General features: G+C 40.2%; 12 protein-coding genes. 2 read left to right on the top strand and 10 right to left on the bottom strand.

The features are described 5' to 3' along the window. Positions 1-31: 31 nt before the first annotated feature. The 9 genes from GVJ38_RS00270 to GVJ38_RS00310 form a co-directional block, all read right to left on the bottom strand. Positions 32-5,581, bottom strand: a complete 5,550-nt coding sequence (locus GVJ38_RS00270; protein ID WP_159721164.1) for a hypothetical protein — start codon at positions 5,579-5,581, stop codon at positions 32-34. Positions 5,582-5,592: 11 nt separating this feature from the next. After that, entirely contained in the window at positions 5,593-6,414 is an 822-nt protein-coding gene (locus GVJ38_RS00275) for a hypothetical protein (RefSeq protein ID WP_159721165.1), read from the bottom strand. Between the two features lie 9 nt (positions 6,415-6,423). Further along, complete coding sequence (locus tag GVJ38_RS00280) at positions 6,424-6,936, bottom strand: hypothetical protein (protein ID WP_159721166.1); 513 nt, start codon at positions 6,934-6,936, stop codon at positions 6,424-6,426. Next, positions 6,933-7,691 carry an LPXTG cell wall anchor domain-containing protein gene (locus GVJ38_RS00285; protein ID WP_159721167.1) on the bottom strand — a complete coding sequence of 253 codons (759 nt, stop codon included), beginning with the start codon at positions 7,689-7,691 and terminating at the stop codon, positions 6,933-6,935. The genes GVJ38_RS00280 and GVJ38_RS00285 overlap by 4 nt, the downstream gene beginning before the upstream one ends. A gap of 23 nt (positions 7,692-7,714) precedes the next feature. Continuing rightward, entirely contained in the window at positions 7,715-8,404 is a 690-nt protein-coding gene (locus tag GVJ38_RS00290) for a hypothetical protein (protein ID WP_159721168.1), read from the bottom strand. Beyond that, the gene (locus GVJ38_RS00295; RefSeq protein ID WP_159721169.1) at positions 8,391-8,966 is read right to left on the bottom strand and encodes a signal peptidase I; all 576 of its coding nucleotides are present in this window, start codon (positions 8,964-8,966) and stop codon (positions 8,391-8,393) included. The genes GVJ38_RS00290 and GVJ38_RS00295 overlap by 14 nt, the downstream gene beginning before the upstream one ends. Positions 8,967-9,269: 303 nt before the next feature. Then, on the bottom strand, positions 9,270-10,226 hold the full coding sequence (gene manA, locus GVJ38_RS00300; protein WP_159721170.1) for a mannose-6-phosphate isomerase, class I: 957 nt from the start codon (positions 10,224-10,226) through the stop codon (positions 9,270-9,272). A 16-nt stretch (positions 10,227-10,242) separates the two neighbouring features. Continuing rightward, on the bottom strand, positions 10,243-11,274 hold the full coding sequence (locus GVJ38_RS00305; RefSeq protein WP_159721171.1) for a serine hydrolase domain-containing protein: 1,032 nt from the start codon (positions 11,272-11,274) through the stop codon (positions 10,243-10,245). A gap of 90 nt (positions 11,275-11,364) precedes the next feature. Beyond that, the gene (locus GVJ38_RS00310; protein ID WP_159721172.1) at positions 11,365-12,186 is read right to left on the bottom strand and encodes a VOC family protein; all 822 of its coding nucleotides are present in this window, start codon (positions 12,184-12,186) and stop codon (positions 11,365-11,367) included. Positions 12,187-12,544: 358 nt separating this feature from the next. Between GVJ38_RS00310 and GVJ38_RS00315 the strand changes: the two genes are divergently transcribed. Both GVJ38_RS00315 and GVJ38_RS00320 read left to right on the top strand, forming a co-directional pair. Then, positions 12,545-12,844 (top strand): rhodanese-like domain-containing protein, encoded by a 300-nt coding sequence (locus GVJ38_RS00315; protein WP_159721173.1) that lies wholly within the window; start codon positions 12,545-12,547, stop codon positions 12,842-12,844. A gap of 134 nt (positions 12,845-12,978) precedes the next feature. Continuing rightward, positions 12,979-13,599 (top strand): FMN-dependent NADH-azoreductase, encoded by a 621-nt coding sequence (locus tag GVJ38_RS00320; RefSeq protein WP_159721174.1) that lies wholly within the window; start codon positions 12,979-12,981, stop codon positions 13,597-13,599. A gap of 61 nt (positions 13,600-13,660) precedes the next feature. On the opposite strand, the gene GVJ38_RS00325 is transcribed toward GVJ38_RS00320, so the two are convergent. Beyond that, positions 13,661-14,800, bottom strand: coding sequence for an AI-2E family transporter (locus tag GVJ38_RS00325; RefSeq protein ID WP_200849426.1), 1,140 nt, complete (start codon positions 14,798-14,800; stop codon positions 13,661-13,663). Between the last annotated feature and the right edge of the window lie 8 nt (positions 14,801-14,808).

The following is a 14,808-nucleotide window of genomic DNA, read 5'->3' on the forward strand; positions in this document are numbered from 1 at the left end:
TTTTAATCAACATAAATACCAGACTACTATTTTAATTCGGTAACGGGTCCCAAATAGCAAAACTCCAAGGGACTTCATGGAGCTGTTCATAGGACACAGGAGCCCCTGGAAAATCCCCGACTTTTTCTCGGTAAGCCTTAAACAAGATTCGATATTCTCCATTTAATTCAGCTGGCAGATCAGCTTTAAAACGCATGGTCCATTCCCACTCTTTAGTTGTCGCTTCCCCTGTTGGAACTAAATTATCGCTTCGGGCCGTTTCAATATATTTTTCCCAATCCGGAACTTCTTCAAAAGTCGTTCCATTTCTTTGAATTTCTAACACGGGTTCGACTTTATCGATATTGTCTGCCATCAATTTAAAGTTGACCGTTTGAGTTGGTGATCCGTTATAAACTAAGCGCTCTTTCATCGTGCTCTTTACTTTTAAGCCACTTGGTTTATCTTTGATCGTGATCGGTAAATAAAATGCTTCACCTTCCGCTTGTTCTTCCCACTCTTCATCAAGGACCGCATTTTCTAAACGTTCCCCCAATAAAGGATAAAAAGAAGAGCGGGCTTTATGTGCTTGTACTCGAATTTGATACGATTTTCCAGCCGCCAAAGCTTCTACTGGCGTATTGATTTGAAATTTATAATCCTTCCCTCCAAAGTTTGGCATAGATTGTCCTGGTTGGTGATCATTCGGATCGACCCGTTCAAAAGGCGCCACTAAGACAGTCTGATCTTCTTTTAAGCGTGAATAATTTGCCGTCTCCAATGAACCATCTAAATTTTTCTTTTGAATCATAGTTCCGGCCGGCCAATCAACTGCTTCAACGCCATTAGCTTTTTGTTCAAGTAGTTGGAACGTTACACTAATCAATTTGTATTGGTTGAATGCATCGACCGCATCCATGGCTTTACTCACTCGAATATCACCACTTACTTCGATTGGCTCTTGCGATGCATATTCTGCTTGATTGGTCTTAACGGAACGTTGGACTACTTCAGCTTTTTTCGCCACTTCAAAACTAGTTGGGATATCGTTTCGTTCACTCACCTTGCCTTCTTCTGCCACTGTTGGAAAGGACAGTTGGATCAGATCGAGTTCATCACCTGTAGCTAATTCATGAATTGCTGTGTCTTGATTTTCAAAATCAAAGATGAACAAGTAAGATAGTTGATCGGCTTCTTTCGCGTGAGCTGACATTTTAGCTTTAGTCAACTGGGTCGCTTCGGTTTTATTTTCCCCCATCTGATAAAAATCTTTCAGCAAAATTTTAGCTTGCGAATCGTTCGTTTCATTTCGATAATAATAATACTCTGGTCGCACTTTTTCTACTTTATCGCCGACCGTTTTAGTTGATTGGACTTTCATCAAAATCGTATCACCCGGTGGTAATGAGACTTTTGCCGATCGCTCATCAGCTGCTGTGGAAGCAAACTGTAAGAAAAAATCGTCCTCTGGAATCTTAGCTGGCAACCCTTCTGTGATCGCACTCGTATCATACGCATACTGAACCGTCAAGGCACCGTCTTGCAAAGTTTTCTTTACATTATCTGCTGAAGCACTAAACTCTTTGTACACTTTTCCTGCCATCAACGCATTCTCGACTTTAATCTTGGATGCTTTCCGCAGCACTTTGATCTTCACTTTAAAATCTAAATCATCGCTGTCTTGGCTTTGGTAATGAATGATCAAACTGCGTTCACCTAATGTATCGTTGATGTTGTTGGCGTTATAAATTTTATAATTCAATTTGTTCACAGTCCCCGTTTTACCAAGTGACTGCCCAGCCGCCTGCGCTAAATCTATATAGGCTGGATCGCTGCCTAGCAAATTAAGACCGGTCCCTAAAGCAAAGGTACTGTTCCCGTAAGAAACAGAATGATCTTGATTAGCAACTAGATTATCAATCGTATCTAAATTGAAACTATAAAAGTCACCTGGTGTCTGAACTAACTCATACTCGTTCACAAAATTTGGCAACGGTAAGTCTAATGTTTTATTCAGACTAGTGTCATTGGGGTAATCTGCTTCTTTATATGCCCAAAGTTCGATTTCTTTTTGATCTGGCCGATAGCGAATCCGCAATTCATTTTTGGGAGCTTCTGTTCGAAACATCGTCGCAATTCGATTGATCGTATAAATCTGTACGACATACGGACGATACGAAACCTTTTCGCCTGCTAACTCTTCAAACACATGATCTTTAGCTCCACCATAACTTAATGTCATCGTGGCTGTCAGTTGCTCACCAAATGGGATGATCATGCCATCACCATCTGCTCTACCGATGATTTTGATCATCGTGACTTGATCCAATTTATCCTTTACTTCTTCATAGGTTTGATAAGTCGCAAAACCATTTTCTCCAGTAAACGTATCTTGATGATTGTTAAACTTTTCCTGTGCCGTCGTATAACCGATGTCATACGTGACTCCTTTTTGACTTTTGATTTCTAATTCGCCTTTCAATGCCAATGAATAATCTGCCAGCTCTTCTTCAGTCAGCCACTCAGGTTTCACGTCTTGTTTAGCAATCGGTAGATACGCGATGAACATGCCTTTAGAATCGACATACCCCTTTTGATGAATGTTGTCCATTGAGAAAGTCGCTTTAAACGTTTGATCGTTCTTGTCGAGTACTCCTTTTGAACGTGTTCCATCATCTGTCGGGTCTAAGACATCATTTGACAGACGTGTGTTGAGACCAAAATTCAAATTGGGAGAATTAGTGGTGAAAGAATAATCTAAGTTAGTCGAGCAAAGGTTATAAGACGGTGGCGCATTAGAGGGCGTATAGTAATATGTGTTTGCCCAACCAGCGTTTGGCATGCTTTCAGTTAATCCCCAACGGTCATTTACCATATATGCAGCATAACTTCCAGTTGCAGCAGCTGTATAATTTTTGTCTCCTACGAATAATAATTCTCGATACTCGATTGGTCGCCCATCAGAAGCGATATTGACTTCCATCTGATATTCGATCGAGATCCTTTCTCCATACATTTCTCGTTCTTCATCATAATAGCCAAGCCCATCACTATCTAAAACTTCTACGCGGTAAAAATAGCCGCCGGTTCCTTCTAATACGAGTGGCTCACCGTCACTATCTATCAGCTGTTCCAATCGATAATTTAATTTCTTATTTCCTTGTGCTAATTTGATTGAATCTTCTAGTAGTGTTAAAGCAGTCGGGGTTCGAAGATAAAAAACCGGATTTGGTGAATAGTTTGATGCTCCGTACGGATAAAAAGTCGACAAAGCAGTGGCTTTTACGGTCAATTTTTCCCCGACATCCACCCGGTCACTCATTTCTTTTAGCTCTCGCCCCGCACTATCTATGATGGTCATCGGATCAGTTTGATTTCCTCTTGACTTATGACCATCAATGAATAATCCGATATCTGCCCCTTGTTTGGTGGTCGCATTGGCAGCTACAACAGGTCGCGTTATAATAGTTCGCTTCAAATTATTTCCGTTATAACCTGCTGCTGGCTGAATCTCCATCGTAGAATGCGCATCACCATTGGCATTTGTTTTATCTGTCAACAGGTGTCCATAATACTGTCCACCAGACTCCTTCACTCGCCCTTTATCACCGCTGACATAGTTTCCGTCATCTTTAGCGGCGACTTTAAATGTATAACTCAATTCTTTAATGTAATAATTTTCAAGATCTACTGGCACTTGTCCTAAACCTTGCGCTAACATTTCTCGATTTACATAGTAATAGTAACGTTCATTGGGGAAACCCAGCAAAGACTTTTCAACCCCGAAACTTTGGGTGATTTTTTTATTTTGATAAACTTTCGCTGGCGTCAGCTTATAATTCCCCACTAATTTATCTGTTTCACCTATCGCACCTTTTTTCTGTAATGTAAAAGAAAAATCGTATTCATAATTGCGAGCGGCGGCTAAATCCTCCGCGCTGTCGACCGTCCAAAATTGAACCATCGTGACTCCGATATGCCACGTGTTGTTGATATCAAATTTATATTTAACATCTGCTTCACCTTTCGCGTTCGTTTTATTCGTAATTGATGAATAGCCTAATAAATGATTAACATGTTGATTTTGCATATTGATCACATCAAGTCGGATAGGATTACTAGCTGCTGAGGATAGAAATTCAAAATCAAACGCCGTATCGTCAACGATCTTCAACGGGTTTCGATCACTGTCAGTTAAAGAGACTGCCTCTGATGTCACAGTAGCTCCGTTAAAAGCACTTTCATATTTTCGACCTAAATTATCTTTTGTGTAATAAACAGTATCCCCAGTCTGGAATCGATCGGCTGGATAACGATAATGTAGTTGTAAATTTAGTACTTGCAATAAATATTCTTGCTGCGGATCAGTAAAATAATAGGTTACTTTGATCCGACCATCCGCTAACACCTCATGTTTATAGTTAAAAATTTTATTACCATCATTACTTGCGGTGATCGTTTGAATCCAGTCATCCATCTCAGTAGTCAACAATTCAGCCGAAATAAATTTATTCGGTTCCGTTTCAGACTCTTTGTAAGGAACATACAATTCATATGTCGGATTAGTCAGTTGGTAGCTGTTGTCATTAGTTGACATGTCGTTGTTTCGAACCCGTGCATTTAATGTCAGCGAATATTTTTTATCAACTAACTGAGGGCCTGGATCTTGCGAGTTAGGAATAGCATTATTTTTTATGATTACCGAATGACCAATCGAACTGCTATTTACTAAATCATCTAGCACACGTTTTTCGGTCTTCTGTTCATCTTCAATCAAAGCGACTTGAAGTGCTGGCGATTGGCGGTTCAAACTTTGATGCTGAATGCCACTCCAAAAAGAAGGATCACTCGCATTTCCACCATAAGAAGAGCGAATCGGAAAATAAAAACCGTCGATTGCCGCATTGGCCTCAAAGTGCACTACAATTTTCCCACCGTGAAAATAATCTTGATACCGCTGATTGGTCTCTTTTGGAAGATAATATTCACTTCTTTGAATCGCTGAATTCAACGCATAAATTGGTTCAGTCCGTTCTTCTAACCGCTCAACTTTTACAACACTCTCTTTTGCCTCAATCACAGCTAATGCTGTTTTAGGAATCAAAATTCCTGGTGCAACAATCAGTTCGATTTTGCGGAGAGCATTCGTTTGTTTGTTAAACTGAACTATGACCCGTGACTGATCAGAGAGTTTCCAATCAATGTTAACAGGTGTAGCTTCTTCGGCTTCGCGCAATGCAATGTCGCCACCGTTTCGTTCGACTACGACTGAAAAATCAGCTTGCGCCTGTGGACTAGACGGTATTTTTTCAGTTGTAGTTTCAGCTGGTTCACTTTCACTCGTCCCTTCAGCCATCGCTTCAGTCGACGCTTCACTCCCCTCTTCCGTCGTTACGGTCCGTTCAGCTGCTTCATTTTCCTCACTTGTTTCTGCCAACAAACTCTCCAACGAAAATTTTGTCGCTAACTCACTTTCAATAGAAGTTTCAGGTATCAAGCTCGTACTAGTTTCAGATCCTGCTCCCAAGACAACTTGCCCACTAGTCACACAAGGCAAAAGTATTAATAAAAAAGCTAGTGCCGCTGTTAACTTTTTTTTCATCACTGCCTCCTTTATTTCACTGCCGTGATTTTAAATGGCCGGTCAGTTTCTGGCGCATAATTTTGTTCTTCATCGTATTTCAGCAAATAAATCGTGGCCGCACTGATCGCGTCAATCACGCCCAGCTCGATTTTTTTCTGATCATTGTCTCCTGTGATTGTTTTCCCCAGTAAAAATTTATTCGTTTGATCCGGTACGACTTTATCGGCATCCCAATTTAGGGTCACCGTTCGTTTTTCATTTGCCCAAACGATCAACTTCGTATACGGACTTTGCTTTTCATCTTCCACGACGATTTCCACATCTTCCGCTGCTTTTTGCAACAGAAAAGTCGCGGTCAATTCAGTTTGATACGGCTTGGTGCTCGTCGCGGTAACTGTCAACGCTCGTTCAGTCTTTCCCACTAAAAAATCATCACCCGGATAAATATCGATGACTTGTTTTTGTTGATCAGCTTTACTGGTGGAAGCCGGTAACGTGATCGCTTTACTGTCCATTTGCTTTATTCTGCCATCCACTTCGATCACAGCATTCGGATCTTGTTCAACTGTCACTTGATACTCAATCGGCACACGGGTAAAGCGCTGGCTATCTGGATAATTTCGCATTTCGATCCGGATCTTTTTCCCATTTTTCCAGTTCGTGATGGGATACGTTTTCTCTGCTTGACGCACCACTTCTTCTCGCTCTTTTAACACATTGCTGACAAAATACATATTTTTAGCTTTGCCTGGTTCATCAGCAGCTTGGTTTGAAACAAATTTCGCTAACCCTAAGACTGCCAAAAAAACAACACTCACTGTTCCGGTTACTATGATTTTTTTTCTTTTCACGTTGATCACCTAATCTATCTGTTCAGTTTGAATTTTTAATCGCTGGATTTGCATATCATCTTGGTAATAATTTTGATTTTTTTCTTCCGGCCACCGGACTTTGATTTTATACGTGTGGATTTCTGGCTGGGTCGTAGCAGCCGCCATTTCAACTAACTCACCAAATGCGATCTCTTTTTCAGCCCCCCCTATCACGCGCAATAATTGATAGTCGAGCGGCACCATCCCAAAAGTTTCCAACTGAATCTGATATTGCGTGGTAACTTCTGTCTTGCGGTCAGCTTTTATATTGGTCAACTCAAATGTCAGCGTTTCAGTCTCTCCCGGAGAAAAAGTATTCGCTTTAAGCTCGATCGTAGCAAGCGAATTTCCCACAAAAACTGCCGTTCGTGCTTGGTCTTCTAACTTGTGCGCCTCTTGAAATTTTGCTAAGGTCGGCCAAATCAAATAGCTGCCTGCTAAAAGAATCGTTAAAGACAATAACAGCAAAGGATAACGATTTTTCTGGCAAAATGTTCTCATGAGCCTTTACGTCCTTTCTGCTGTTTCAATAAAAAACTCAATAAAACAAAGAGCACGCCGGTATAGATGATCCAATAGTGACGCGCTTCTCCTGTCTTGGGTAAGAAACCTAAAAATTTATCTGTAGCTTGAGGTAGTGCTACTGTTTTCGAAATTCCCGTTTGCGCTAAAAAATTAGAACTCGCGCCAATTTGTTCAGCACTTGTTTCACTAGGCGTTTCTGTAGCTGGCGGGATTGGTTTGCCGGCTGCTTCACTGATTACTTTTAATTTCAATGTGTAAACGAGATCCGCATCCAACGCTTTTTCCCCCAACTGAGTATCTCGTTCATGATCGACCTGTCCATCCCACTGCCAATCGATCCGATATGTTCTTGTTTGGCGTGCTGGTAAGTGCTCGGCTTTTTTAAAACTCCCTGTCGGTAAAAATTCAAAACCTGTTGGACCAAAAATATACGCATTCTCTTCTTTGATCCGCAACTCGATCGGGATCGCTTCATTATTTTCTTCTTCAATATGTACCCAGTAGTCTTGTGGTGCAGCAGTCACATTTTTTATTTGAAACGTGTAGCTACCACTTTTATTCGGATGCAAAAGTGCTGGTGATCCTTCACCAAAAATAGTTACTTCATCTCCAGCTGACCAAACTTGACCACTGTCATCTGTTATTTCAAATAATTTAGCCGCACGGACTTCTTGCGGCCAAAAAAAGACAACGAGGCACAAGACGCCAAAAATAAAATTCTTTTTCGACATGTTGCACCTCCTTGTACTTAAAATTAATCGACTTGTGTAACGTTAGTAGTTGCTTTGATATTGACAGTAGCGGTTCCGGCTTCACCTAAAGTTGTATCAGCTGCATCATTTAATGCAATCTCAGCGTCATCATTTCCTTTTTCGAATGCCCAACGCCAGAAAATATAGACTTCATGATTTTCCGTAGTTCCTTTAGCAATCGTTCCATTGATTGTACCTGCAGTTGGAGGAGTACTCGACCAAGCACTGGCAGTTAACTGAGTGCCTTTTTCCCCTGCAGCATAAGAATATTCTAGTGGGATATTCCCAGCATTTGTAATAGTTAAACTAGTCTTATAGTCTACATCAACTTCTGACGCAGTATTCCCGACTTCGATGACCGCATAACCTGAAGTTCCAGGTGCTAAAACTTTATCTTTTGGATTTTTCTTTGATTCCACACTATCTTCAAGGTTCGGTTTATTATCTATTCCTCCACTGGCATCAAATGTTGGGACCGCCGTCCAATTATCATACATTCCCGTCGCACTAAACAAATGATCCGTATCCCCCTCAGCAGTTACACTGAATTTCGCCACTCGCGCACTATCTTCAACATTACCTTCTTTCGTATACTTCGCCAACGTTCCACCCAACAAACTCAACGTTACGATTACTAGTGCGGCTACCCCGAATGCACGGCGCATCTCTTTATTTTTCTTAACACTCTTCAATTTCTGTTCCTCCTTTATATTGGCGTTTGGCTCGAATTTCTTTCACACGATCATATCCCATTAAAAGCAGTATTGGGATTCCAATACTTCCCACTAATCCCAGTGGTGTTTGTAAAAAGAGTAAAAAATCTCCCAACTTTGGGATCGTCTTTAAGTTCTTTCCTAAGATCTGATTTTCTTTGACAAATTCTTGATCTGGTGCGTTATTCGCGCGACCTTTCGTCTGATAAGTTGTGATACCATCATCAACTTTGATGGTGATGACTTCATGACTGACATACGAATTACCAGATTTGAATGTGATCACATCCTGATTGTGGTATTTCTCTTGCTGCGTTTTATTTTTAACTAACATCAAATCCCCAACTTTGATCGCGCGTTTGCTGCCATCATCCATCGATCCGGACTGCACGATCAAAGGCGTGATCCCAAATGCATTCGGTGCTCGATCGGGCTGTGCGTAACTTTGATAGATCAAAAAAAGATTCGTCAATAAAAGCGGCACCAACAGAATAATAAAAAAACGTGCAGTCCACTTTAAGATTTGATCGAATTTATTCAAAATAACATACCCTCCTAATTAAATTTATTTTTTTATATTTTATTTTTCTTATTTAATTATAGAGTGATTAAAATTTTAAATCAATTATTTTCTAATGTTTTTAAAGAATAAAAAGCCAAAAGTAATCTAAATATAAAATAAAACTTATATAATATTTGTTATCAAAATTATCAATCTTTGTTTTCTTATTATAATTATCATAATTTTATTATCTTATAGCAAAGCATAAAAAAACGCATTTGTCCATTCTTGCGGACAAATGCGTCATGTTTTGCAAGCTGCATTTTTAAAAGTTGCAGCAAACTATTTTTTACTTTCTCCTGGTGTCGAAGCGATCAAACTCAAATCGCCTTCAAGCTCCCAGCTAGTAATTGCAGCTGGCAAAATGAAACTTGTACCCGGCTTTAATTCATACGTCTTTCCTGCCACGATCAAATTACCATAGCCACGGATCACGGTTGCTAAAGTATATAAACCCGTTTTTTCCACATTCAACTCACCAGATACATCCCATTGATACACATTGAAAAATTCCGTTTCTAAATAAGTCGTGATTGCTGAATCGCCTTTACGAATTTCTGAAATCTCTAACTCTGGCGTCCGAGCTGGAACAGTCGTTACTTCGATCGATTGCTCGATGTGTAACTCGCGGGTATTCCCAGCGTCATCTTTACGATCATAATCATAAACCCGATAAGTCGTATCTGAGCTTTGTTGTGTCTCTAAGATCATAATCCCTTTGCCGATCGCGTGGATCGTCCCACTTGGAACAAAGAAGAAGTCACCTTTTTTAACCGGCACACGACGTAATAAGTCATCCCACTGACCGTCCTTAATCATCGCTGCTAGTTCGTCACGAGTTTTCGCGTTATGACCGTAAATGATCTCAGCACCTGGCTTAGCATCGATAATATACCAACATTCTGTTTTGCCAAGCTCACCTTCGTGTTTTAAGCCGTACGCATCATCTGGATGGACTTGCACTGAAAGATCATCTTCGGCATCTAAAATTTTGATCAAAAGTGGAAAAACTTTCCCTGGCTGGTCACCAAATAATTCCCGATTGTGCTCCCAAAGTTCTGCCACTGATTTTCCTTTAAATGGACCGTTTTCAACGATACTAACTCCATGGGGATGCCCACTGATAGCCCAGTCCTCACCAATTTTATCATTCGGGAGTTCAAAACCAAAAACAGTATGTAGTTGATCGCCACCCCAGATTTTTTCGTGGAAAACAGGTTTTAAAAATAAAGGTTCCATTTTTTTCGCTCCTTTTTTATAATTGAAATTGATTTTTTCTTTCGATTAAATAGTGTGCCAGAATCTCATCTCGATTTTTTAAATAGCTAGGGTTCCGATCAATCGGATGGACACGATTTGATAAAAAAACAAACGCGCCGTGTCGTTTAACATCCAACAATAAAAAAGTTCCGGTATAGCCGGTATGGAACAATAAATTTTGCTGGTCGACTAAGCTATGTTTCAAATTCCAACCTAAGCTCCGATCACCTTTTTGATTGGGCGTTTGATCATGCAATAAAGAGTCGATCGTTGCCGGTTGTAAAAATTGTTTGCCATTGACGAAGCCTTCATTTAAATACAGTGCGCAAAATTTTTGTAAATCTGCATTCGTCGTAAACAGTCCCGCATTTCCTGCATGTTCAGCTAAGACACGGGCTTTAGGATCATGCGTCTCACCTTTTAAAATGCGGCCATCCGCTAATTTTTCGGTGGGAATGATTCGATCTGTGATATGCGTCGGTAAAAACAAACTATCCGTCATCCCGAGCGGTGCTAAGACTTCCTGTTTAAAAACCGTCACGACATCTTGTTGATACAATTCTTCAATCAAAAAACCCAATAAAATCGTTCCGGCATCCGTGTATTTTACGACTTGACCTAAATGTTTTCCCGGTTGCAAAGTGAGGTATGCGGCGCGCAACTCTTTTGCATCCAACTGATCCCGATTGGGAATATACGTCTGAATATCAGAAGTGTGGGTGAGTAAATGGCGTAAGGTGATCGTTTGATTTTGAAATTGTGGTAACAAATCACACAACGGCTGATCCCAAGTAAGCTTTCCTTGTTCAAAGAGTTTCAACATCACCGTCGTCGTACAAACGACTTTTGTTAGTGAGGCCACATCAAATAATTTATCTAACTCCATCGGGACACGCGTCGGTTCGACTTGTGCCAGTCCTAATGCATGAGTCTCACTTTTTCCGTCTTCGATCAATGTGTAAATGACTCCTGGATAAATGCCGGCCTGCATTTTCTGTTGGATCAACAGCTGAGTCTCTGGATACAAAAAAGCACCTCCTACTTAACTTCACACGTGAATTTTTTTAAGCACACGTAATGAAAAAAGCCGCGTAACATACGCGGCTACTTTTTTATTTTAAGCTAAAACAAACCACCATTCAATCCCGATCGCATCATAAACTGTGATAATCGTCCGTTTTTTATCGATGAAGTGTTCGTGGTCGATCGTACTTAGATGCTCTGCTAACTTTTCCAATTCTGTTTGACTGACTTTAAACATCAGAAAATCCAAGCCGAGCACTTTTTCAGTCGGTAGATCGATTGTGCCGCCTGTCGCTTGACTCAAACCAACGACAAAATTACCGCGGTTCAAAACTAATAATTCATTTTTTTCTTCATGTGTCGGCAGTCCTAAAGTATTCGTGATAAAGTCGATTTGCTTAGTTAGATCGCTGACATTCAAATGGATCTTATCGAAATAAGCGCCGTGGATTTTTTCTTTTTTCGTCGCCTTTTTTAATAATTCGTCTAGATCAAATGAACTTGGCTCGACTTCTGAGCGCACTTTACTCGCGCCGAAAAAAACTTCGATCTCATTGCCTTCTGGATCAGCAAACAATAAGCCTTTGTCCTCTTCAGCAATCAACGCATCTTCCAATGGAAATTTAAATTTTTGTGCGCGGTACCAGACATTGGCTAGTTCCTCTTCATTCGGTACGACTAATGAGAAACGTTGCATTTTTTTGATCTCGCCAGTGTGATCTTCTGCTCGTGGACTTTCTTCTAGCCACAAAAATTCCGTCTCAGGTTCTTTATATCCTAAAATAGCCAGCTCGTTTTCTTCACGAATCAAATGAAACCCAATGATATCGCGGTAGAAATGGATCATCGCTTCTCGATCTTTGACGCGAATCGCGATGGTTTTTAAACTAGGCTGGTCTAAGCTAAATGTGCCCATTTTATTCCCTCCGTCTCCTCATTCATTTTACCGATGGTGCTAAAATACCGCAAGTGATACCCCTTGCTAGCGGTTACACAAAATCAAACAAAAGAATTACGATCATTCGACTGATGCACGTGTGTAAAATAATTGTCAGGGAATTTTTTTCATGTCTTGCTAGTAGAAAATTATTTTATTTTCGATTTATCCCCTCTAATAGCGAAATTGTTTTTCAAATATGAACTTTCTTTAGTCATTTATTAAAGGTTCTTTAACAAGCAAAACAAAACAGAATAAAACACTTGTAATCCAACGGAATTTATATTAATATTCTGAAATATAATATTAAATAAATAAAGAAAAGGTTGTTGTACACATGACTTACTCTGTATCAGCTTTAGAATTTATGTCTCTTTTAGATCAAGATTCTGCCACTGTTTTAGATTTGCGCGACGAAGATATGTTTGACGAAGCAGACTTACCAAACGCAATCAAAGTTTCAATGACGACGTTACCTAGCAAATTACACCAGTTAGATAAAACTAAAACATATTATTTAGTTAGTCAATTTGGCCAACGTTCACAAGCAATGGCGAATTATTTAGATGAACAAGGTTTTTGTGCAATCAATGTGATCGGCGGCGCTACGGCATATCACCACTATTTAGCTAGTTAAGTTGCGCTTTTGTTTTCAAATTTTGACGAACGCTGTGTCCAGTTGGGCACAGCTTTTTTTGTAACGCATATTAGTTGTCAGTTACCCTAACTTTTCGTACACTGAGGGTATCTCATTAAAGGAGCTTAACAATCATGGCGAATGTATTAGTCGTAAAAGCACACCCATTAACTGCGGAAAATTCTCATACTATCACGATCTTAGATACTTTTTTACAAGCACATCAAACAGAACACCCCGAAGACACGATCGAAATGCTAGATTTATATCACACTCCAGTGCCTGAGATCGACGGCGACTTGTTACTTGCTTGGAAGGAACTTTCAGCCGGCAAAGCATTCACCGAATTATCCGATGCACAACAAGAAAAAATCCGCTTGTTCAACGAGTTCACGGAACAGTTTTTAGCGAGCGAAAAAATCGTGATTGCTAATGCATTATGGAATTTAAATATTCCAACAAAATTGAAAGCCTGGTTTGATACGGTCAACGTCGCCGGCAAAACATTCAAATACACAGCAGAAGGTCCAGTTGGATTGATCCATGATAAAAAGGCGCTTCATATCCAATCAAGTGGCGGTGTCTATCATGGAAAAGATTTTTCAGCTGAATATGTCAAAGGAATCCTGAATTTCATCGGGATCACTGACTTTTCTGCTATTTATAGTGAAGGGGCTGATTACACGCCTGAAAAAACGACTGAGATCGTCGGACATTCACAAGCAGAAGCGCGCGAGTTAGCTAAGAGCTTTTAAGAATCAAAAAAAGTGCCGCCCAAATTCTGGGCGGCGCTTTTTGTTCTTACCTTTACAGCATTCAATCTTCATATAAAGTCGAGATCCCTTTATACCATTCAAACACGTGAGTCACTACAACTTTGATGATCGCATAAAACGGAATCCCCAAGATCACTCCCACCACGCCGAAGATTTTTCCCGCAGTCAATAAAACAAACATGATCGTGACTGGATGGATCTCCAACTGGCTACCTAAAACTAATGGTGAGACGACGCGGCCTTCGATCGTCTGCTCAATGGCAAAAACGATGATGACTTTGATCAGCATCGCAGGACCGGTAACGATCCCTAAAAAGATGGTGGGTACCATGGCTAAAAAAGAACCTAAATAAGGGATTAGATTCAAGAAGCCGGCTAAGATCCCCAATGTAATCGCATAATTAAGTCCAGAAATAGAAAGTCCGATGATGAACATCACCGCCACGGCAAACGCGACGGTCAACTGTCCACGGATATACGAAGCTAATTGACTATTCATTTCTTTTAACACTTTAAAGGTCGGCTTGCGCATCTTATTCGGTAAAAAATCAATCAAGTAAGGTCCCAATTTTTTCCCGTCTTTTAATAAGAAGAATAAAATGATCGGCGCGGTCACGATCGCGATCAAAATATTAGCCACTGTTGAAACAAGGCTGCCTAAACCTTGTAAAGTGAGTTTGGAAACATTCTTAGTCAATTCACTGACTGATTCTAGTAATTTTTGCGTCATCTGCTCAATATTATTATGGAAAGGTTTAAAGACTGGATCTTTGAACACTTGATCGGCCTTTTTCGTTAGTGTATCTACATACCCCGGCATCGCTTTAAAAAAGGAATGCAGCTGTTCACGAATCTCAGGAATGATGACGACGATCCCCCACGTGAGCAGTGCAATCACAAAAATAAAAAGCAACGTGATCCCTAAAACGCGTTTCATCCCTTTACGTTCTAAATAATCCACCACTGGATTCATCAAGTAAAACAAAATACCGGCAATCATGATCGGTAACCCGACGATCGCAAAAAATTGTCCGACTGGTTCAAACAAATAGGAAACTTTCGTAAAGAGCAATGTGATCAATAGTAGTAACAATACGATCAACAAAGCTGTGACGACTTGACTATTTAAGATCCACTTCCAAAACCACGAAGATTTACGTGAGATTTTCTTTTTTTCCAATTGCATCA

This window comes from Enterococcus sp. CSURQ0835 (assembly GCF_902706605.1).
In the GTDB taxonomy this organism is placed as follows: Bacteria; Bacillota; Bacilli; order Lactobacillales; family Enterococcaceae; genus Enterococcus_A.

Excerpts from the sequence above, each read along its gene's own strand:
- GVJ38_RS00310 (WP_159721172.1), bottom strand. The coding sequence starts at position 12,186 with ATGGGCACATTTAGCTTAGACCAGCCTAGTTTAAAAACCATCGCGATT.
- GVJ38_RS00270 (WP_159721164.1), bottom strand. The coding sequence starts at position 5,581 with ATGAAAAAAAAGTTAACAGCGGCACTAGCTTTTTTATTAATACTTTTG.
- GVJ38_RS00285 (WP_159721167.1), bottom strand. The coding sequence starts at position 7,691 with ATGTCGAAAAAGAATTTTATTTTTGGCGTCTTGTGCCTCGTTGTCTTT.
- GVJ38_RS00280 (WP_159721166.1), bottom strand. The coding sequence starts at position 6,936 with ATGAGAACATTTTGCCAGAAAAATCGTTATCCTTTGCTGTTATTGTCT.
- GVJ38_RS00320 (WP_159721174.1), top strand. The coding sequence starts at position 12,979 with ATGGCGAATGTATTAGTCGTAAAAGCACACCCATTAACTGCGGAAAAT.
- GVJ38_RS00315 (WP_159721173.1), top strand. The coding sequence starts at position 12,545 with ATGACTTACTCTGTATCAGCTTTAGAATTTATGTCTCTTTTAGATCAA.
- manA (WP_159721170.1), bottom strand. The coding sequence starts at position 10,226 with ATGGAACCTTTATTTTTAAAACCTGTTTTCCACGAAAAAATCTGGGGT.